Source organism: Streptomyces sp. B5E4 (assembly GCF_039871555.1).
GTDB lineage: Bacteria > Actinomycetota > Actinomycetes > Streptomycetales > Streptomycetaceae > Streptomyces.
The window spans coordinates 17,814-37,683 of the sequence record NZ_JBDPMI010000004.1 but is presented as its reverse complement, the minus strand read 5'-3'; the positions used below and the strand labels follow the sequence as shown (position 1 = coordinate 37,683).

At 71.2% G+C, this 19,870-nt stretch carries 15 protein-coding genes; 13 read left to right on the top strand and 2 right to left on the bottom strand.

Annotation, left to right across the window (positions count from 1 at the left end):
* Positions 1-44: 44 nt before the first annotated feature.
* From tig to clpX, 4 genes are all read left to right on the top strand, one after another.
* The gene (tig, locus tag ABGA99_RS07440; RefSeq protein WP_347576509.1) at positions 45-1,487 is read left to right on the top strand and encodes a trigger factor; all 1,443 of its coding nucleotides are present in this window, start codon (positions 45-47) and stop codon (positions 1,485-1,487) included.
* Between the two features lie 1,240 nt (positions 1,488-2,727).
* The gene (locus tag ABGA99_RS07435; protein ID WP_347576508.1) at positions 2,728-3,342 is read left to right on the top strand and encodes an ATP-dependent Clp protease proteolytic subunit; all 615 of its coding nucleotides are present in this window, start codon (positions 2,728-2,730) and stop codon (positions 3,340-3,342) included.
* 79 nt (positions 3,343-3,421) lie between these two features.
* Complete coding sequence (locus tag ABGA99_RS07430; RefSeq protein WP_347576507.1) at positions 3,422-4,114, top strand: ATP-dependent Clp protease proteolytic subunit; 693 nt, start codon at positions 3,422-3,424, stop codon at positions 4,112-4,114.
* A gap of 216 nt (positions 4,115-4,330) precedes the next feature.
* Entirely contained in the window at positions 4,331-5,623 is a 1,293-nt protein-coding gene (gene clpX, locus ABGA99_RS07425) for an ATP-dependent Clp protease ATP-binding subunit ClpX (RefSeq protein WP_347576506.1), read from the top strand.
* A gap of 106 nt (positions 5,624-5,729) precedes the next feature.
* Here the strand turns inward: clpX and ABGA99_RS07420 are convergent, their stop codons facing one another.
* Complete coding sequence (locus tag ABGA99_RS07420) at positions 5,730-6,830, bottom strand: hypothetical protein (protein ID WP_347576505.1); 1,101 nt, start codon at positions 6,828-6,830, stop codon at positions 5,730-5,732.
* A gap of 154 nt (positions 6,831-6,984) precedes the next feature.
* Here ABGA99_RS07420 and ABGA99_RS07415 point away from each other — a divergent pair, with 154 nt between their 5' ends.
* A complete protein-coding gene (locus tag ABGA99_RS07415) occupies positions 6,985-9,645 on the top strand; it encodes a valine--tRNA ligase (protein WP_347582446.1) in 2,661 nt (886 codons plus the stop codon).
* A gap of 45 nt (positions 9,646-9,690) precedes the next feature.
* On the opposite strand, the gene ABGA99_RS07410 is transcribed toward ABGA99_RS07415, so the two are convergent.
* Positions 9,691-10,671 (bottom strand): hydroxyacid dehydrogenase, encoded by a 981-nt coding sequence (locus ABGA99_RS07410; RefSeq protein WP_347582445.1) that lies wholly within the window; start codon positions 10,669-10,671, stop codon positions 9,691-9,693.
* Positions 10,672-10,835: 164 nt separating this feature from the next.
* Between ABGA99_RS07410 and ABGA99_RS07405 the strand changes: the two genes are divergently transcribed.
* From ABGA99_RS07405 to rodA, 8 genes are all read left to right on the top strand, one after another.
* Positions 10,836-12,410: a folylpolyglutamate synthase/dihydrofolate synthase family protein gene (locus tag ABGA99_RS07405; RefSeq protein WP_347582351.1), complete on the top strand. Its 1,575-nt coding sequence runs from the start codon at positions 10,836-10,838 to the stop codon at positions 12,408-12,410.
* Positions 12,411-12,635: 225 nt separating this feature from the next.
* Positions 12,636-12,995 (top strand): DUF4233 domain-containing protein, encoded by a 360-nt coding sequence (locus ABGA99_RS07400; protein WP_347582350.1) that lies wholly within the window; start codon positions 12,636-12,638, stop codon positions 12,993-12,995.
* Positions 12,996-13,087: 92 nt separating this feature from the next.
* On the top strand, positions 13,088-13,501 hold the full coding sequence (gene ndk, locus ABGA99_RS07395) for a nucleoside-diphosphate kinase (protein WP_347576502.1): 414 nt from the start codon (positions 13,088-13,090) through the stop codon (positions 13,499-13,501).
* Between the two features lie 250 nt (positions 13,502-13,751).
* Positions 13,752-14,771 carry a rod shape-determining protein gene (locus ABGA99_RS07390; protein WP_018834281.1) on the top strand — a complete coding sequence of 340 codons (1,020 nt, stop codon included), beginning with the start codon at positions 13,752-13,754 and terminating at the stop codon, positions 14,769-14,771.
* Between the two features lie 53 nt (positions 14,772-14,824).
* Positions 14,825-15,856: a rod shape-determining protein MreC gene (gene mreC, locus ABGA99_RS07385; protein ID WP_347576501.1), complete on the top strand. Its 1,032-nt coding sequence runs from the start codon at positions 14,825-14,827 to the stop codon at positions 15,854-15,856.
* A gap of 4 nt (positions 15,857-15,860) precedes the next feature.
* Complete coding sequence (gene mreD, locus ABGA99_RS07380; protein WP_347576500.1) at positions 15,861-16,580, top strand: rod shape-determining protein MreD; 720 nt, start codon at positions 15,861-15,863, stop codon at positions 16,578-16,580.
* Positions 16,577-18,649 (top strand): penicillin-binding protein 2, encoded by a 2,073-nt coding sequence (gene mrdA / locus ABGA99_RS07375; protein ID WP_347576499.1) that lies wholly within the window; start codon positions 16,577-16,579, stop codon positions 18,647-18,649. Before mreD ends, mrdA begins: the two co-directional genes overlap by 4 nt.
* Positions 18,646-19,845 (top strand): rod shape-determining protein RodA, encoded by a 1,200-nt coding sequence (gene rodA / locus ABGA99_RS07370; protein ID WP_347576498.1) that lies wholly within the window; start codon positions 18,646-18,648, stop codon positions 19,843-19,845. Before mrdA ends, rodA begins: the two co-directional genes overlap by 4 nt.
* Positions 19,846-19,870: the final 25 nt, after the last annotated feature.

The window sequence follows — 19,870 nt, the reverse complement described above, 5'->3', positions numbered from 1 at the left end:
AAGAAGTACAGCACTTCCCAGACGCCATCCCAAGGAGACCGACCGTGAAGAGCGCCGTGGAGACCCTGAACCCGACCCGGGTTCGGCTCACTGTCGAGGTGCCCTTCGAGGAGCTCAAGCCCAGCCTCGACGCGGCGTACAAGAAGATCAACCAGCAGGTCACCGTGCCGGGCTTCCGCAAGGGCAAGATCCCGGCCCGCATCATCGACCAGCGGTTCGGTCGCGGCGCCGTCCTGGAGGAGGCCGTCAACGACGCGCTGCCGAAGCTCTACGAGGACGCCGTCAACGAGGGCGACCTCAAGCCGCTGGGCCGGCCCGAGGTCGACATCACCGAGCTGAAGGACAACGAGACGCTGACCTTCACCGCCGAGGTCGACATCCGTCCCGAGTTCGAGATCCCGGACTACTCCGGCATCAGCGTCGAGGTCGACGCCATCGAGGTGCCCGACGAGGACGTCGACAAGTCGGTCGAGCAGCTCCGCGAGCGCTTCGCCTCCACCACTCCGGTGGAGCGGGCCGCGGCGGAGGGCGACGTCGTCACCATCGACCTGGAGGCGAGCGTCGACGGCGAGGTGCTGGACGACGGCGTCGCCAGCGGCGTGACGTACACCATCGGCTCCGGCGAGCTGCTGGACGGCATCGACGAGGCCGTCACGGGCCTGGAGGCCGGCGGCTCCGCGACCTTCGCCTCCGAGCTGAAGGGCGGCTCCGCGGCCGGCCAGGAGGCGCAGGTCAAGGTCGACGTCACGCAGGTCGCCGAGCGCGAGCTGCCGGAGCTGGACGACGAATTCGCCCAGATGGCCAGCGAGTTCGACACGCTGGAGGAGATGCGGGCGGACAGCCGCAAGCGGCTGGAGCAGATGAAGCGCTACGACCAGGCGCAGCAGGCCCAGGAGAAGGTGCTGGACGAGCTGCTCGGCCTGGTGGAGATCCCGGTCCCGGAGAAGCTGCTGGAGGAGGAGATCTCCACCCGCCGGCACAACCTGGAGAACCACCAGCTCGCGCAGATGGGCATGAACCTGGAGGGCTACCTGAAGCTCCAGGAGAAGACCGCCGAGGAGTTCGAGACCGAGCTCAAGGAGCAGGCGGAGCGCGGCATCCGCACCCAGTTCGTCCTCGACGAGCTGGTGGGCAAGGAGCAGGTGAACGTCGGCCAGGAAGAGCTGACCGAGCACCTGATGCGCCGCGCCCAGTCCTCGGGCATGAGTCCGGACCAGTTCGCCCAGGCGGTCGTCGAGGGCGGCCAGGTCCCGGTCCTGGTCGGCGAGGTCGCCCGCGGCAAGGCCCTGGCGGTCGTGGTCGAGGCCGCGACGATCAAGGACACGAACGGCGAGCCCGTGGACCTGTCGGACGAGGACGAGACCGGCGAGACGGTCACGCCTTCCGCTGAGGAGACGGCGGACGGGGAGGCCGGGGACTCGGACGCCGCGTCCGCGGACGCCGAGGCGGCCGGGGACGAGCAGAAGCCGGAGAAGGCGGACGCCTGAGCCGTGCGACCCGCCCGTGGGGCCGGCCGCGAACGCGGCCGGGGCCCCGGCGCGCGCGGGGCCGCGGTTGCGCAGGGTCGCGCCACCCGGCCGCCCCTGCCCCGCCCCTCGTCGCCGGGCAGGAGCCGCCGTGCCGCGAAGCACTGCGGAACTCCACGGACGCTCCGTGCACCGCGGCGAGGGACAGCGCCCTCTACGGCGCCGGCCGCCGGATTCCGCTCAGGCACCAGGCTTCGGGCCGCCCGCGGGGCGTCCGCCCAGGCGCACGCCGCACCGCGTCGGGTGCCCGGGCCTGAACGCCGTGGCCACCCGCGCACTCCGGCGGCACGCCGGACCTGCCCCGGCCCCGTACCACCGCCCGCGGGCGGTGGTGGCGGTCGAGCGGCCCGTGCGCTCCCGCACCGCCGGCGGGCCGAGCCCACCGGTCCTGGCCCGTCGCCCGGCCCGTAGGGCATTTCACCCCACATGAGTGCTCCGCACCCGCGGTGGGTGCTCGGGCCCGAACCTCGTGGCCACTCCCGCACTCCGGCGGTCGGCTCCGCGGGCCCCGTGCTCGGGACCGCTCCGCTCCGCGGCGGCGTGGCCCAGCGCGACGGCGTCGGCCCGCGGGCCTGCCGCAGGGGCAGGCCGCAGCCACCGGTACGGGAATCCACGCGTACCTGGTCTGCCGCCGCGCACCGCCCGCGCGGGGGTCCGCCCACGGGCGCTCCGCGCGCTGTGGCGGGGCGCCGCCGGGCCGCGCGGTCCGGCCCACGCGCCTTGTCGTGGACGGTGCGGCAGAGGCGTGCAGCCTGGTTCTCGCCGAACCGGCGGGCCGTCCGTCCCCGCCCCGCCCTCCGTCGCCGGCCGGCGGACAGAGCGACGAGCCACCTGGTCCCGGACCTGCCGCCCGGCCGTCCCCCAGGGCACCCCGCGCCGTGTCCGCACGGCCCTCGTCGCCGGTCACCCATCGGAGCCGCCGGGCCCCGCGCTCCGCACCTCCAGGGCACCCGGCGCCGCCGACAGGGCGCCCTGAGCCGCCCGCCGGGCTCGGGCGCCGGACGGACCCGGGCCGCCGGCGCCGGCGACCCCGCCGCGCCGCCCGCAGGGCCCCCGCAGGGCCTGCGCTCACAGCGAACAGTTCCGGAAGCGGGATGGCCGCCGCCTACCTGCGCGTTAGGGTCCATAAGCAAGTCAGGTAACCCAGGAACGTACAGTCAGACGGCCTCTGGCGGCCGTCGCAGAATGAGCAGGTGGACACGTGACGAACCCGATGCTTTCCGGCCCGGGCGAGCCGTCCTTCGGCGGCCTTGGCGACCAGGTCTACAACCGGCTGCTCAACGAGCGCATCATCTTCCTCGGCCAGCCGGTCGACGACGACATCGCCAACAAGATCACGGCGCAGCTCCTTCTCCTCGCCGCCGACCCGGACAAGGACATCAACCTCTACATCAACAGCCCGGGCGGCTCCGTGACCGCCGGCATGGCGATCTACGACACGATGCAGTTCATCAAGAACGACATCGTCACCATCGCCCTCGGCCTCGCCGCCTCCATGGGCCAGTTCCTGCTCAGCGCCGGCACCCCCGGCAAGCGCTTCGCGCTGCCGAACGCCGAGATCCTGATCCACCAGCCGTCCGCCGGCCTGGCCGGCTCGGCGACGGACATCAAGATCCACGCCGAGCAGCTCATCCGCACCAAGAAGAAGATGGCGGAGCTCACCTCGCTGCACACCGGCCAGACCGTCGAGCAGGTCACCCACGACTCCGACCGCGACCGCTGGTTCTCCGCCGAGGAGGCCAAGGAGTACGGCCTGATCGACGAGGTCATGCCGTCGGCCACGCTCATCCCCGGCGGCGGCGGCACCGGCGCCTGAGGCCCCGGCGCCCGGCAAGGACCCGCAACAGCCCGCGCAGCCTTTCACAGCCGCACTGCCACCAGGACGGAACACCACGATGCAGAACTTCCCCGGAGGCGGTCTCTACGACCGCATGGCCGACGAGGCCGCCGACGCCCGTCGTTCGCTGGGCGCCGAGTCCCGCTACGTCATCCCGCGCTTCGTCGAGCGCACCTCGCAGGGCATCCGCGAGTACGACCCGTACGCGAAGCTCTTCGAAGAGCGCGTCATCTTCCTCGGCGTGCAGATCGACGACGCCTCGGCGAACGACGTGATGGCCCAACTCCTGTGCCTGGAGTCGATGGACCCCGACCGGGACATCTCGGTCTACATCAACAGCCCCGGCGGCTCCTTCACGGCGCTCACCGCCATTTACGACACGATGCAGTTCGTCAAGCCGGACATCCAGACCGTCTGCATGGGCCAGGCCGCCTCGGCCGCCGCCGTGCTGCTGGCCGCCGGCACCGAGGGCAAGCGCATGGCCCTGCCGAACGCGCGCATCCTGATCCACCAGCCGTACACCGAGACCGGCCGCGGCCAGGTCTCCGACCTGGAGATCGCCGCGAAGGAGATCTTCCGGATGCGTAACCAGCTCGAAGAGATGCTGGCCAAGCACTCGACGACGCCGATCGAGAAGGTCCGCGACGACATCGAGCGGGACAAGATCCTCACCGCCGAGGAGTCCCTTGAGTACGGGCTGATCGACCAGATCGTCTCCACCCGCAAGCTGTCCGCCGGCATCGGCGGCTGACGGCTCGCGGCCGGCTTCCGGCTCCGTATCCGCGGCGCCGGACCTGACGTCCGGGCCCTTGTCCTCTGGACAGGGCCACCCGTGGAGCGGTCCCCTGGGAAGCGAACCAGTGAGTTGGGCTCAAGGGGACCGCTCGGGGCTCCGGGCAAGGTACCGTCGATACGCAACCAGGTTCCGCCCCCCAAGAGCGGATCCCAGGCGAAGGGGAAGCACCTCGTGGCACGCATCGGTGACGGCGGCGATCTGCTCAAATGCTCGTTCTGCGGCAAGAGCCAGAAGCAGGTCAAGAAGCTCATCGCAGGACCCGGTGTATACATCTGCGACGAGTGCATCGACCTCTGTAACGAGATCATCGAAGAGGAGCTGGCGGAAAGCTCCGAGGTGCGCTGGGAAGAACTGCCCAAGCCCCGCGAGATCTACGAGTTCCTCGAGGGCTACGTCGTCGGCCAGGAGGCCGCCAAGAAGGCGCTGTCCGTCGCGGTCTACAACCACTACAAGCGGGTGCAGGCCGGCGAGAACGCCGCCGCGGCGCAGAACCGCGAGGACGGCATCGAGCTGTCGAAGTCCAACATCCTGCTGCTCGGCCCCACCGGTTCCGGCAAGACGCTGCTGGCGCAGACCCTGGCCCGGATGCTCAACGTCCCCTTCGCCATCGCCGACGCCACCGCCCTCACCGAGGCGGGGTATGTCGGCGAGGACGTCGAGAACATCCTGCTGAAGCTGATCCAGGCCGCCGACTACGACGTCAAGAAGGCCGAGACCGGCATCATCTACATCGACGAGATCGACAAGGTCGCACGGAAGAGTGAGAACCCGTCGATCACCCGTGACGTCTCCGGCGAAGGCGTGCAGCAGGCGCTGCTGAAGATCCTGGAGGGCACCACGGCCTCCGTGCCGCCGCAGGGCGGCAGGAAGCACCCGCACCAGGAGTTCATCCAGATCGACACGACGAACGTGCTGTTCATCGTCGGCGGTGCCTTCGCCGGTCTGGAGAAGCTCATCGAGTCCCGGGCGGGCGCCAAGGGCATCGGCTTCGGCGCCACCATCCGCTCCAAGCGCGAGCTGGCGAACGAGGACCCGTTCCAGGAGGTCATGCCCGAGGACCTGGTGAAGTACGGCATGATCCCCGAGTTCATCGGGCGGCTGCCGGTCATCACCAGCGTGCACAACCTGGACCGGGCCGCCCTGCTGAAGATCCTCGTCGAGCCGCGGAACGCGCTCGTCAAGCAGTACCAGCGCCTCTTCGAACTCGACGGCGTCGAGCTGGACTTCGACCGCCCGGCGCTGGAGGCCATCGCCGACCAGGCCATCCTCCGCGGCACCGGCGCCCGCGGGCTGCGCGCCATCATGGAAGAGGTGCTGCAGTCGGTGATGTACGAGGTGCCGTCCCGCAAGGACGTCGCCCGCGTGGTCATCACGGAGGAGGCGGTCCACTCCAACGTCAACCCGACGCTGGTGCCCCGTTCCCGTGCCGCCGAGCCGGAGCCGCGCCACCAGGAGAGCGCCTGAGCCGCACCCCGTCTCCGGCGGGTACCTTCCGTACGGGCCGGACGCAGCACACGACACGAAAAGGGGCCGCCCACCGGGCGGCCCCTTCGCGTGTGCGCCGTACGGCTCAGCCGAGCGGCACGCGGACGTCGTTGCGGACCTCCGCGGTGGTGGTCGCGGCCTCGTCGATGCTCGTCTCGCCGCCGGTGATGATCAGCGTCGGGTCGGTCATGGCGATGTAGCCGATGGTGCTGCTGTCGGCCCAGGCGCAGGTCGGGAAGTTGAAGCTGTCGACCGGTGCGCCGGAGTCGTCGCTGGAGAACTTCACGTACTGGCACTTCATCGAAGCGCCCTCCTCCAGCCCGTCGGGATTGACCTCCTCCGGGCTGCCGACCAGCTCGGCCGTGTCGCCCCCGCCCGCGGACGGGTCGGCGGCGGCCTCCTCGGCCATGTACGAGAAGAACGCGTCCAGGACCATGTCCGGGTTCGAGACCTCGCCATAGACACCCTGGAACTGCAGGATCTTGGCCGTGGCGCTGTCGCCCGCCGTGTAGCCGGCGCCGACGTCCTTCGGGTCGGAGATCCCGATCGTCTCGAGCTGGTCGATGTCGCTGGAGTTGAGCCCACCGCCGGGGGCGGAGTCGTCCTTCTGGTACTCGGTGGCGACCGTGGACGGAGTGGTCAGCTTGTACTTCTTGCCGTCGACGGCGGGCGGGTCGTCCCCGCTGTCGCTGTCGTCGCCGTCCTTCTTGTCCCCGTCGGTCTGCGAGTTCTTCGACTCGTCCTTCTTGCCGTCGTCGTCGCCGCCTACGAGGAAGAACGCGGCCGCGGCTATCACCGCGACCGCGACCACCGCGCCGACGACGACGAAGAGGGTCTTGTTCTTGCCGCCGCCCGGGGGCGGAGGCGGCGGGGCCTGGCCGTACCCGGGCTGCTGCTGCTGCCCGTACTGCCCCGCCTGCTGCTGTCCGTACTGCTGCTGACCGTAGCCGCCTTGCTGCCCGTACGCGCCGGGCTGTTGCTGCTGCCCGTAGCCCTGGTCGCCGCCCTGCTGCGGGTAGCCGTAACCGGGCTGCCCCGGCTGCCCCCCCTGCCCGGGCTGGGCGTAGGGCGACGGCGCGGGCTGCTGCTGCGAGGGCTGGCCGTAGGGACCGGGCTGCCCGTACGGGCCCGGCTGCTGCCCTCCACCCCCGTACGGTCCGGGTGGCGGCGGCTGGTTGTGACTCATTACGGTCCCCTCCGTGAGTTAATGCTGCTCCGCCCATACTGTCGGATCAGGCCGCGTTGCGCTGCCTCGGGTCTCGATCGGCGGCCGCGCGGTTGTCCACAAGGACGCAGCTCGTCCACAAGTGGTTCGCAGCAGCATGTGACGCGGCTCTACACTGACCGTCGTGACCGACGCAAAGAACCCGCAGAGCAGCGCAGCAGAACTCCCCACGCAGTACACCCCCGGCGAGGTCGAGACCTCGCTGTACGAGGGCTGGGTAGAGCGCGGTTACTTCGCGGCGGACGCCAAGAGCGACAAGCCGCCGTACGCGGTCGTCATCCCCCCGCCGAACGTCACGGGAAGCCTGCATCTCGGCCACGCCTTCGAGCACACGCTGATCGACGCCCTCACCCGCCGCAAGCGCATGCAGGGGTACGAGACGCTGTGGCAGCCCGGCATGGACCACGCCGGCATCGCCACGCAGAACGTGGTGGAGCGCGAGCTGGCCAAGGAGGGTCTGTCGCGGCACGATCTGGGCCGCGAGGCGTTCGTCGAGCGGGTGTGGAAGTGGAAGGCCGAGTCCGGCGGGCAGATCGCCGGCCAGATGCGCCGCCTCGGCGACGGCGTGGACTGGAGCCGGGACCGCTTCACCATGGACGAGGGCCTGTCGCGGGCCGTCCAGACCATCTTCAAGCGGCTGTTCGACGACGAGTTGATCTACCGCGCCGAGCGCATCATCAACTGGTGCCCCCGCTGTCTCACCGCGATCTCCGACATCGAGGTGGAGTACCAGGACGACGACGGCGAGCTGGTCTCCATCCGCTACGGCGAGGGTGAGCAGTCCATCGTCGTGGCCACCACCCGCGCCGAGACGATGCTCGGCGACACCGCCGTCGCCGTCCACCCGGACGACGAGCGCTACCGCCATCTCGTCGGCACGGAGATCGTGCTGCCGCTGACCGGCCGCCGCATCCCCGTCCTCGCCGACGAGCACGTGGACCCGGAGTTCGGAACCGGCGCCGTGAAGGTGACCCCGGCGCACGACCCCAACGACTTCGAGATCGGCCGCCGGCACGACCTGCCGATGCTCACGATCATGGACGAGCACGCGGTCATCACCGCCCACGGCCCGTTCCAGGGCCTGGACCGGCTGGAGGCACGCTCGGCGATCGTCGCCGCGCTGCGCGCCGACGGCCGGATCGTGGCCGAGAAGCGGCCGTACGTGCACTCGGTGGGCCACTGCTCGCGCTGCAAGACCACGATCGAGCCGCGGCTGTCGATGCAGTGGTGGGTCAAGGTCGGCCCGCTGGCGAAGGCCGCGGGCGACGCGGTGCGCGACGGCCGGGTCGCCATCCACCCCAAGGAGATGGAGTCCCGCTACTTCGGCTGGGTCGACCACCTCAACGACTGGTGCATCTCCCGCCAGCTCTGGTGGGGCCACCGCATCCCCGTCTGGCACGGCCCGGACGGCGAGCTGGTGTGCGTCGGCCCGGACGAGGAGCCGCCGAGCGGCGAGGGCTGGACGCAGGACAGCGACGTGCTGGACACGTGGTTCTCCTCCGGCCTGTGGCCCTTCTCCACACTGGGCTGGCCGGAGGAGACCGAGAGCCTGGCGAAGTTCTATCCGAACTCCGTCATGGTCACGGGCTACGACATCCTCTTCTTCTGGGTCGCCCGGATGATGATGTTCGGGCTGTACGCGATGGACGGCGAGATCCCGTTCCGTACGATCGCGCTGCACGGCATGGTCCGCGACCAGTTCGGCAAGAAGATGTCGAAGTCCTTCGGGAACGCGGTGGATCCGCTGGAGTGGATGGACAAGTACGGCTCCGACGCCGTCCGGTTCACCCTCGCCCGCGGCGCCAACCCCGGCACCGACGTGCCGATCGGCGAGGACTGGGTGCAGGGCTCGCGCAACTTCGCGAACAAGGTGTGGAACGCCACGCGCTTCGCGCTGATGAACGGCGCCACGGTCGAGGGCCCGCTGCCCGCCGAGGCGGAGCTGGCCACGACGGACCGCTGGATCCTCTCCCGGCTCGGCGCCGTCGTCGCCGAGGTCGACGCGCTCTACGACGACTACCAGTTCGCGAAGCTCTCCGACGTGCTGTTCCACTTCGCCTGGGACGAGGTCTTCGACTGGTACGTGGAGCTGTCCAAGACCACGTTCGCGGCCGGCGGCCCCGCGGCCGACGCCTCGCGCCGCGTCCTCGGCGAGGTCCTGGACGTCACGCTGCGGCTGCTGCACCCGGTGATCCCGTTCGTCACCGAGACGCTGTGGACGACGCTGACGGGCCGTGAGTCCCTCGTGATCGCCGACTGGCCCGCGGACTCCGGCTTCCGGGACGCGGCGGCCGAGGCGGAGATCGTGAAGCTGCAGGAGGTCGTCACCGAGGTCCGCCGCTTCCGCGCCGACCAGGGCCTGCAGCCGGGCCAGCGGGTGCCCGCCCGGGTGGAGCTGTCCGGCACGGGACTCGGCGCGCACGAGGCCGCCATGCGGCAACTGCTGCGCCTGCAGCCCGAGGGCGACTCCTTCGCCGCCACGGCGTCGCTGCCGGTGGCCGGGGTTGGGGGTACCGCCCATGGGCGAAGCGCTATGGGGGAGGTCGCGCTGGACCTGTCCGGGACGATCGACGTGGCGGCCGAGCGCAAGCGGCTGACGAAGGATCTGGCCGCGGCCGAGAAGGAGAAGACGCAGGCGGAGGCCAAGCTCGGGAACGAGGGCTTTCTCGCCAAGGCCCCGGAGCCGGTCGTGGCCAAGATCCGTACCAGGCTGGCGAAGGCCGAGGAGGACATCGTCCGCCTCGGCGCCCAGTTGGAGCGGCTGCCGCAGGCGTAGCGTGCGGGCCCGGGGCACCTGCCCCGGGCCCTTCCTCCCGTCCGGCTACGCGCTGTGGCCCAGGGACTCCGGCCGCACCGGGTGCGCGAAGGGCAATCCCGCGGCGTAGCGGGCCAGTTCGTCGGCCGCCGCCCGGCCCAGCCGCGGCAGCTCGCCCGCCAGCGACCCCGCCACATGCGGTGTCAGCAGCACGTTCGGCAGCTCGTACAGCGGCGAGCCGGCCGGCAGGAACTCCGGCTCGGTCACGTCCACGACGGCGTGCAGCCGCCCCGCGACCAGCTCCTCCGTCAGCGCCTCCTGGTCCACCAGCGAGCCGCGCGCGGTGTTGACGAGGGTCGCCCCGTCCCGCATCGACGCCAGCCGGGCGCGGCTGATCAGACGGCGGGTGCTCGGCAGCTCCGGCGCGTGCACGGAGACGACGTCGGCGGTGGCGCACAGCTCGTCGAGCGACGCGGGGGTGGCGCCGAGGGCACGCAGCTCGCCGTCGTCCGCGTAGGGGTCGTACACCAGCGTCGACAGGTCGTACGGGCGCAGCAGCTCCAGGACCCGCCGCCCGATCATCGAGGCGCCGACGACGCCGACGGTGCGCCGGTAGTTGCCGGCGCCCGGGTGGTCGGCGTACCAGTCGTACGGACCGCGCCGCCGCCGGTACTCCTCCCGTACCTCCAGCGCCCGCTTGTTGGCGAAGAGCACCGCCGCGACGGTGTACTCCGCCACCGGCAGCGCGTTCGCCCACGCCGCCGAGGAGACCGTGATCCCGCGCCGCCACACCGCCTCGGTGACGTGGTGCTTGACGGACCCCGCGGCGTGCACGACGGCCCGCAGCTCCGGCGCCGCCGCGAGTGCCGCGTCGTCCAGCGGCGGGCAGCCCCAGCAGGTGACCAGCACCTCGGCGTCCGCCAGCGCCGCGGCCGCCCGGGGCTCGGTGAAGTCCGCGGCGACCAGGCCGGGTTCGAGATCCGCGAGCTCCGCGAGCCGGTCCCGCGTCGCGGAGTCGAAGAGCCGCGGCAGGGCGTCGGGGCTCATCGCGAACAGGGCGCGCGGGCGGCGCCCCGTGCCGCTCGGGGGGTCGTTCGGGGACACGCGGTCGCCTCCTGTGTCGAACGTGCATTCCGAAGCTGCTGCTCGTGCATCCGGCGGGCGTCCCCGCCGGTCGGAGGACTGTCGTAGCCGGACCCTAGACTGACACCGTGAGCGCCCGCGAAGAACCCGCTGGTCCCGACCCGGACGAGACCCCCCGCAGCCCGGACACCCCGGACGACGACTCCTTCGACGAGATCGTCGGCACCGAGACCGACCGCGACCCCGACCTGGCCGTCATCGAAGCCGGCAGCCGTACCCTGCGCGCGCAGGGCGGCCCGCCCTCCGGTGGCGGCGTGCCCGCCCTCCCCGCGGACCCCGAGGTGGCGCGTGCGCTGCGCGAGGCCGAGGCGGAGCTGCTGGCGCGCTGGCCGGAGACGCGCATCGACCCGTCGCTGGAGCGCATCCGGGCGCTGCTCGACATCCTCGGCGAGCCGCAGCGAGCCTACCCGTCGATCCATCTGACGGGCACGAACGGCAAGTCCTCCACGGCCCGCATGATCGAGGCGCTGCTGGTGGCGTGCGACCTGCGGACAGGCCGCTTCACCAGCCCGCACCTGCAGTCGATCACGGAGCGGATCGGCCTGGACGGGGCCCCGATCGACGCCGAGCGGTTCGTGGAGACGTACCGCGAGCTGAAGCCGTACGCGGAGCTGGTCGACTCCCGGCAGGAGCACCCGCTGTCGTTCTTCGAGATGCTCACCGCGATGGCCTTCGCCGCGTTCGCCGAGGCCCCGGTGGACGTGGCGGTCGTCGAGGTCGGCCTCGGCGGCACCTGGGACAGCACGAACGTCATCGACGCCTCCGTCGCCGTCGTCACCCCCATCGCCATAGACCACAGCCGGCTGCTCGGGGACACCCCGGGCGCCATCGCCGGGGACAAGGCGGGGATCGTCAAGAAGACCGCGACGTCCGCGGGCGGCGGCACGGGCACCGTCGTGATCATGGCCCAGCAGCCCGTCGACGCCGCGCAGGTCATCCTCAAGCGGGCCGTCGAGATGGACGCGACGGTGGCCCGCGAGGGCATGGAGTTCGGCGTGCTGAGCCGGGAGGTCGCGGTCGGCGGGCAGTTGCTGACGCTGCGCGGCCTCGGCGGCGAGTACCCGGAGGTCTTCCTGCCGCTGCACGGCGAGCACATGGCGCACAACGCCGCGGTCGCGCTGGCCGCCGTCGAGGCGTTCTTCGGCGTCGGCTCCGAGCACGCCCGCAGCCTCGACGCCGACAGCGTCCGGCGCGCGTTCGCCACCGTCAGCTCGCCGGGCCGCCTGGAGGTCGTACGGACCTCGCCCACCGTCATCCTCGACGCCGCCCACAACCCGGCCGGGGCGCTGGCCACCGCCGCGGGCGTGCGGGAGGCGTTCGGCTTCAGCCGGCTCGTCGGCGTCGTCGGCACCAGCAAGGAGAAGGACGTACGCGGCGTGCTGGAGGCGTTCGAGCCGATCTTCACCGAGGTCGTCGTCACCCGGAACTCGACCACCCGCGCCATGGACCCGGACGAGCTGGCGGCCATCGCCGTCGAGGTCTTCGGCAGCGAGCGCGTCCAGGTCGAGCCGCGCCTCGACGACGCCCTGGAGGCGGCCATCACCCTGGCGGAGGAGGAGGACGAGTACGCCGGCGCGGGCGTCCTGGTCACCGGCTCCGTCATCACCGCCGGAGAGGCCCGGCTGCTGCTGGGTGCGAAGTAGTGCGGCACCGGCCCGGCCGACGCGGACGGGTGCGCCGGTAGGGGCGTGCCGGTCACCGGTCCGGTCACCCCCGCGGGAACGGAGCTCCAAGGCCCTGCCCGGCCGGAAGGACGAGGTGGCCGGACGACGTCCTTGCGGCGGCCGTTACTCTGGCCGGGAAGAGCGAGCCGGCGCCCGCTGTGCCGGGTTCGCCACCCCCACTGGAACCGAAGAGAAGGGCGAGCGATGCGCACGCTCTGTGCGAGCACGCTGATCGCCGAGATCCTGGTCGTCGGCCTGACGGGTCTCGTCGCGATGCAGCAGTCCGACCTGTCGGACGGCACGATCTGGGGGATCAGCGGCGCCGCCATGGTGCTGTGCGTGCTGGTCTGCGGCATGCTCGGGCGCCCCGGCGCCGTGCAGGTCGGCTGGGGGCTGCAGATCGCGCTGATCGCCTCCGGCTTCGTGGTGCCCTCGATGTTCTTCCTGGGCGCGGTCTTCGCCGGCCTGTGGTGGGCGTCGGTGCACTACGGCCGGATCGTCGACGAGGCCAAGGCGGCGCGGGCCCGCGCCGCCGCCGAGGAGACCGGCGGCGCCCCGGCGTAGCCGCGGGAGGCCGGGATGCGTGCGGGCGCCCGTGAGGGGCCGGGTAAGGTCGGATTCCCCCGAATCCAGCAACGCACTGCCAGGAGCCGTACATGAGCCAGCGCACGCTCGTCCTCCTCAAGCCCGATGCGGTACGCCGCGGGCTGGTCGGCGAGATCATCGGCCGGATCGAGCGGAAGGCCGACTGGTCCATCGCCGCGCTTGAGCTGCGCACCCTCGACCGCTCCGTCCTGGAGCAGCACTACGCCGAGCACGTGGGCCGGCCGTTCTACGAGCCGTTGGTGGAGTTCATGGCCTCGGGACCCGTCGTCGCGCTCGTGGTCGAGGGCGAGCGGGTCATCGAGGGAATCCGTACCCTGTCCGGGCCGACCGACCCGATCGCCGCCGCGCCCGGCAGCATCCGCGGCGACTTCGGCACCATCGTCCGGGAGAACCTCGTGCACGCCTCCGACTCCGAGGAATCCGCCGCGCGCGAGCTGAAGCTGTTCTTCCCCGACCTCGTCTGACGTCCCCGCAGGTCGGCTGCGGACCCGAGCCCCGAAGAGGCGACCGGATCTTTCGGTCGCCTCTTGGCATGTGCAAGCGAAAAGGGGGAAAGCGCAACCGACACGGTGCCGTATTGACTGCGACACCCTCGCTCCCTCCGCGACCTCGCGAGACTACGATGGCCCTCACGGGCCGTAGCGCGCGTCGCCCTGCTGCCGACCCCCGTCCGCCATCACCTTGGAAGGCCAGACGTATCCCATGGCGAATAGCATGTCTTTCATCGGCCGTGACATGGCCGTCGACCTTGGGACCGCCAACACGTTGGTGTACGTCAGAGGCCGGGGCATCGTCCTGAACGAGCCGTCGGTCGTGGCCATCAACACCAACACGGGCGGGATCCTCGCGGTCGGCGCCGAGGCGAAGAAGATGATCGGCCGGACCCCGGGCAACATCGTGGCGGTGCGCCCGCTGAAGGACGGCGTCATCGCCGACTTCGAGATCACCGAGCGGATGCTGCGCTACTTCATCCTCAAGATCCACAAGCGCCGCTACCTCGCCCGCCCGCGCGTCGTGGTCTGCGTCCCCTCGGGCATCACGGGAGTCGAGCGCCGCGCGGTCATCGAGGCATCGACCCAGGCGGGCGCGCGCCAGGTGCACATCATCGAGGAGCCCATGGCGGCGGCCATCGGCTCCGGGCTCCCGGTGCACGAGGCGACGGGGAACATGGTCGTGGACATCGGCGGCGGCACCACCGAGGTCGCGGTGATCTCCCTCGGCGGCATCGTCACGGCGCAGTCCATCCGGGTCGCCGGGGACGAGCTGGACAACGCGATCATCCAGCACATCAAGAAGGAGTACAGCCTCCTGCTCGGCGAGCGCACCGCCGAGATGATCAAGATCACCATCGGCTCCGCGTACGACACCGACCGCGACGAGCACACCGAGATCCGCGGCCGCGACCTTGTCAGCGGACTGCCGAAGACGGTCGTGATCTCCTCCGCCGAGGTGCGCAAGGCCATGGAGGAGCCGCTCAACGCGATCGTCGACGCGGTCAAGACGACGCTCGACAAGTGCCCGCCGGAGCTGTCCGGCGACATCATGGACCGCGGCATCGTGCTCACCGGGGGCGGCGCGCTGCTGGCCGGCCTCGACGAGCGGCTGCGGCACGAGACGGGGATGCCGATCCACCTCGCCGAGGAGCCGCTCGACTCCGTCGCACTCGGCTCCGGCAAGTGCGTCGAGGAGTTCGAGGCACTGCAGCAGGTGCTCGACGCGCAGCCCCGTCGTTAGCCCCCAGTCCGCACCCCACCGCCGGGACACCCAGGAAGGCGCTTCGGAAGCACGTGAGGGACACACGAGAGAGCCGGGTCCTGCTCCTGCTGCTCATCACCATCTCGTTCGCGCTGATCACGGTCGATATCCGGGGCGGGGACGACTCTCCCCTGGACGCCACGAAGCGGGGGGCCGCGACGGCGTTGGGGCCCGTCGAGAACGGCGTCGCCACGGTGGTCGACCCGGTGGGCAACGCGATCGAGGCGGTGCGCGAGTCGGGTGACAGGCACGACCGGATCGCCGAGCTGCAGCGGCAGAACGCCGAGCTGAAGCAGCAACTGGGCAGCGACGACCGCAACCGCGCCCGCGCCGCCGAGCTGGACAAGATCCTGGGCACCGCCGGCGCCGGCCGGTACGGCATCAAGGGCGCCCAGGTCATCGCCATAGGAGCGGCCCAGGGCCTGTCCTGGACCGTGACCATCGACGCCGGCTCCCGCGACGGCCTGGAGCGGGACATGACCGTACTCAACGGCGACGGCCTCGTCGGCCGCGTCACCACCGTCGGCCCGTCCACCGCCACGGTGCTGCTCGCCAACGACCCGGATTTCACCGTCGGCACCCGGCTGGAGAAGACCAGCGAGCTGGGCTTCGCCACCGGCCAGGGCGACCGGCCCATGAAGGTCGAACTGCTCAACGGCAAGCTGAAGGTGGCCAAGGGGGACCGGCTGGTGACCTTCGGCTCCCATGACTCGCGGCCGTTCGTGCCGGGCGTGCCGATAGGGGTCGTCTCGAAGGTCGAGCCGGTCGGCGACGTCACCCGCACCGTGTACGTCGAGCCGTACGCCACCTTCACCCGGCTCGACATCGTCGGCGTGGTCGTCCAACCGCCCCGCGACGACCCGCGGGACACGGTGCTGCCGCCCGCGCCGAAGGCGACGCCGACGCCCACCGTCACCGTCACCGTCCCCCCGGGCGGGGAGGGCGAGGCGGACGGCGGCGCGGCCGAGGGCGAGGTGGACGCCGGGGTCGGTGCCGGAGCCGGCGAGGACCCGGCCGCCGATCCCGACGCAGGGGGCCCCGCAGCCGGAGAGGGCGTGAACTGACCGCATGAGGCACGTGAACCGCGTCCTGCTCTGCGCGTCGCTGCTGGTGACGTCCCTCGTCTTCCAGGTCACCGTGCTCGCCCGGCTCCATCTGCCCGGCGCCGTACCCGATCTGACCCTCCTGGTCGTCCTTGCGCTCGCGATGGTCTACGGGCACGTCGGCGGCGCGCTCGTCGGCTTCACCGCGGGCCTGCTCGCCGACATCGCGCCGCCCGCCGACCACGCCGTCGGCCGCTACGCCCTCGTGCTCGCCGTCATCGGCTACCTCGCCGGGCTCATCAAACCCGAGACCGGCCAGGTGCGTACCGCCGCCGGCCCGATGATGGTCGTCGGCTGCGCCGCCGTCGGCTCCACGCTGCTGTACGCGGGCGTCGGCGCCCTCGTCGGTGAGGGCTCGGTGCGCGGCGTGGGCCTGGGCAGCCTGGTCTTCACCGCCGCGATCTACGACCTGCTGCTCGCCCCGTTCACCGTGCCGCTGGTGATGGCGCTGGCCCGCAGGGCCGACCGCGACACGACCGCGGAGGCCGCCGAGACGGCCACCGGCGGCTCGGCGGCCGGCGACTCCTCGTACCGCTGGCTGGCCGGCGGCACCGCCAGCCGCGCCGCCGTCAGACGCGCCCGCTCCTACGGCCGCGGCGGCATCGGCCGGCAGCGCGGCAACCTGTTCGGCCCCAAGTCCAAGTCCGCCAAGGCCACCCGCATCAAAGGGGTGAAGCGGCTGTGACCAACATTCCCGAGACCGGCAAGTCCACCCGGGTCACCGTCCGGCTCGTCGGCATCCAGGTCCTCGTGCTCTCGCTGCTGCTCACGCTCGGCGGCCGGCTGTGGTACCTGCAGATCCGCAACGGCGACGAGTACGAGGCGGAGGCCGCCGGCAACCACGTCCAGCAGGTCATCGAGCCCGCCGTACGCGGCGCCATCCTCGACTCCCGCGGCGAACCGCTCGCCGACAACGAGACCCGGCTCGTGGTCTCCGCCAGCCGTACCGACCTGATGAAGATGGACGACGACGGCGAGGCGATACTGACCAAGCTCGCCGGCGTGCTCGGCATGGACCCCAAGACCGTCATGGAGCGGGTCCGGCTCTGCGACGCCGAGACCCCCAAGCCGTGCTGGAACGGCTCCCCGTACCAGCCGATCCCCATCACCGACGAGGCGACGGCCCGTCAGGCGCTGCAGATCCGCGAGCGCGAGGAGGAGTTCCCCGGCATCACCGCGGAGCCCAGCGCCGTCCGCCGCTACGGCTCGCCGAACGACGCGAACACCGCCCAGGTGCTCGGCTATCTCTCCCCGGTCACCGACGAGGAGATCACCGACGCCGAGGACAGCGACAACCCGCTGCTGCGCACCGACCAGATCGGCCGCTCGGGCCTGGAGCGCTCCTACGACTCCGAGTTGCGCGGCCGGGCCGGGGTGACGAACTACCGGGTCGACAAGCTTGGCCGGGTGATAGGAGAAGCCGACAAGCAGCCGGGCGTGCCCGGCTCCAACCTGGTCACGAGCATCGACTCGCGGGTGCAGTCGCTGGCCGAGGCGGAGCTGGAGAAGGCGATGAGGGAGGCCCGCACCCAGTTCGACGACAACACCGGTACGAACTACAAGGCGGACTCCGGCGCGATGGTGGTGATGGAGGCCGACACCGGCCGCATCGTCGCCATGGCGTCCAACCCGTCGTACGACCCGAACGACTGGGTCGGCGGCATCGACTCCGGCACGTACAAGCAGCTCACCGGCAAGGAGGCCAACTACCCGCTGCTCAACCGGGCGATCCAGGGACAGTCGGCCCCCGGCTCGATCTTCAAGCCGATCCCGACGGCGGCCGCGGTCAACGCCGGGTACGACTTCGACGGCAGCTACGAGTGCAGCAGCGACTACAGCATCGGCGGCCAGGTCTTCAAGAACTTCGAGTCGCAGAGCTACGGCGCCATCGGCCTCGGCCGCGCGCTGGAGGTCTCCTGCGACACGGTCTACTACCGGCTCGCGCACCAGGAGTGGCAGAACGACGGCGGCAACAAGCCGAAGAAGAAGCCCGACGACTGGTTCTACAAGACCGCCCACCAGTTCGGCCTCGGGGCGGAGACCGGCGTCGACCTGCCCAACGAGGTCACCGGCCGGGTGCCCGACCGGCAGTGGAAGAAGGACTACTGGCGGGCCAACAAGGACGCCTGGTGCAAACAGGGCAAGCAGGACGGCACGTACACCGAGCGCATCGCGTACGAGAACTGCCTGGAGGGCATGCAGATGCGTGCCGGTGACTCCGTCAACTACTCCATCGGCCAGGGCGACACGCTCGTCACCCCGATACAGATGGCGACGATGTACGCCGCGCTCGCCAACGGCGGCACGCTGTACAAGCCGACCGTCGGCAAGGCCATCGTCAGCGCCGACGGCAAGAAGGTCGACATGATCGAGCCGAAGGCGCACGGCAAACTGCCGATGGACGAGGCCACGCGCGACGCCATGGACGAGGCGCTCGCGGGCGTCGCCACCCGCGGCACCGCCGCCTGGCGCTTCGGCGGCTGGCCGCAGAACGAGATCCCGATGCACGCGAAGACCGGCACCGCCGAGGTCTACGGCAAGCAGACGACATCGTGGTTCGCGACGTACACCGACGAGTACGCGATCGTCATGACCATGTCCCAGGGCGGCACCGGCTCCGGCGCCTCGGCGCCCGCGGTCCGCGCCGTCTACGACGCGCTCTACGGCGTCGGCGACCGGAAGAAGGCGCTGCTGCCCGAGCCGGAGAAGAAGCTGCCGAAGATCTCGCCGGACGGCAGGATCGAGGCACGATGACGGCCGCCGACGGCTATTCGGTCCGGCGCTTCACCCCCGAGCTGGGCACGTGGGGCAGGCTGACGGCGCGCGACTCGCTGGTGCGCCGGGTCGACTGGATGCTGATGTTCTCCGGCCTCGCGCTGTCCGTCATGGGCACGGCGCTGGTCTGGTCGGCGACCCGCAACCGCGAAGACCTCACCGGCGGCGACCCGTACTTCTTCGTGATAAGGCACGCGATCTTCACCACCATCGGCATCGCGCTGATGGCCGCCACCGTCTGGCTGGGCCACCGCACGCTGCGCGGGGTGGTGCCGGTGCTGTACGGGCTGTCGCTCGTGCTCGTCGCGATGGTGCTCAGCCCTCTGGGCAGCACCATCAACGGCTCCCGCGCCTGGCTCGACCTCGGCGGCGGCTTCACGGTCCAGCCGGCCGAGTTCACCAAGATCACGATCATCCTGGGGATGGCGATGATCCTGGCCGCCCGGGTCGACGCGGGCGACCGTGAGCACCCCGACCACCGCACCGTCGTCCAGGCCCTCGGCCTGGCCGCGGTGCCCATCGGGATCGTCGTGCTGATGCCGGACCTCGGCTCGGCGATGGTGCTGACGTCGATCGTGCTGGGCGTGCTGCTGGCCTCCGGCGCGTCGAACCGCTGGGTGCTGGGGCTGGTGCTCGCGGGCGTCGGTGGCGCGGCGATGATCGTCTCGCTGGGCATGCTCGACGAGTACCAGGTCGCCCGCTTCGCCGCCTTCGCCAACCCGGCGCTCGACCCGGCCGGCGTCGGCTACAACACCAACCAGGCACGTATCGCCATCGGCTCCGGCGGCGCGACCGGCAAGGGCCTGGGCGAGGGCAGCCAGACCACCGGCCAGTTCGTGCCCGAGCAGCAGACCGACTTCATCTTCACGGTGGCGGGCGAGGAACTGGGCTTCGTCGGTGCCGGGCTCATCCTGGTGCTGCTCGGCGTGATGCTGTGGCGTGCGTGCCGGATCGCGCGGGACGCCAGCGACCTGTACGGCACGATCGTCGCGGCGGGCGTGGTGGCCTGGTTCGCGTTCCAGGCGTTCGAGAACATCGGGATGACGCTCGGCATCATGCCGGTGGCGGGCCTGCCGCTGCCGTTCGTGAGCTACGGCGGCTCGTCGATGTTCGCGGTGTGGATCGCGGTGGGACTGCTGCAGTCCATCAAGGCGCAGCGGCCCCTGTCCGCCTGAGCGCCCTGACGAGGTGAGGCCCCGG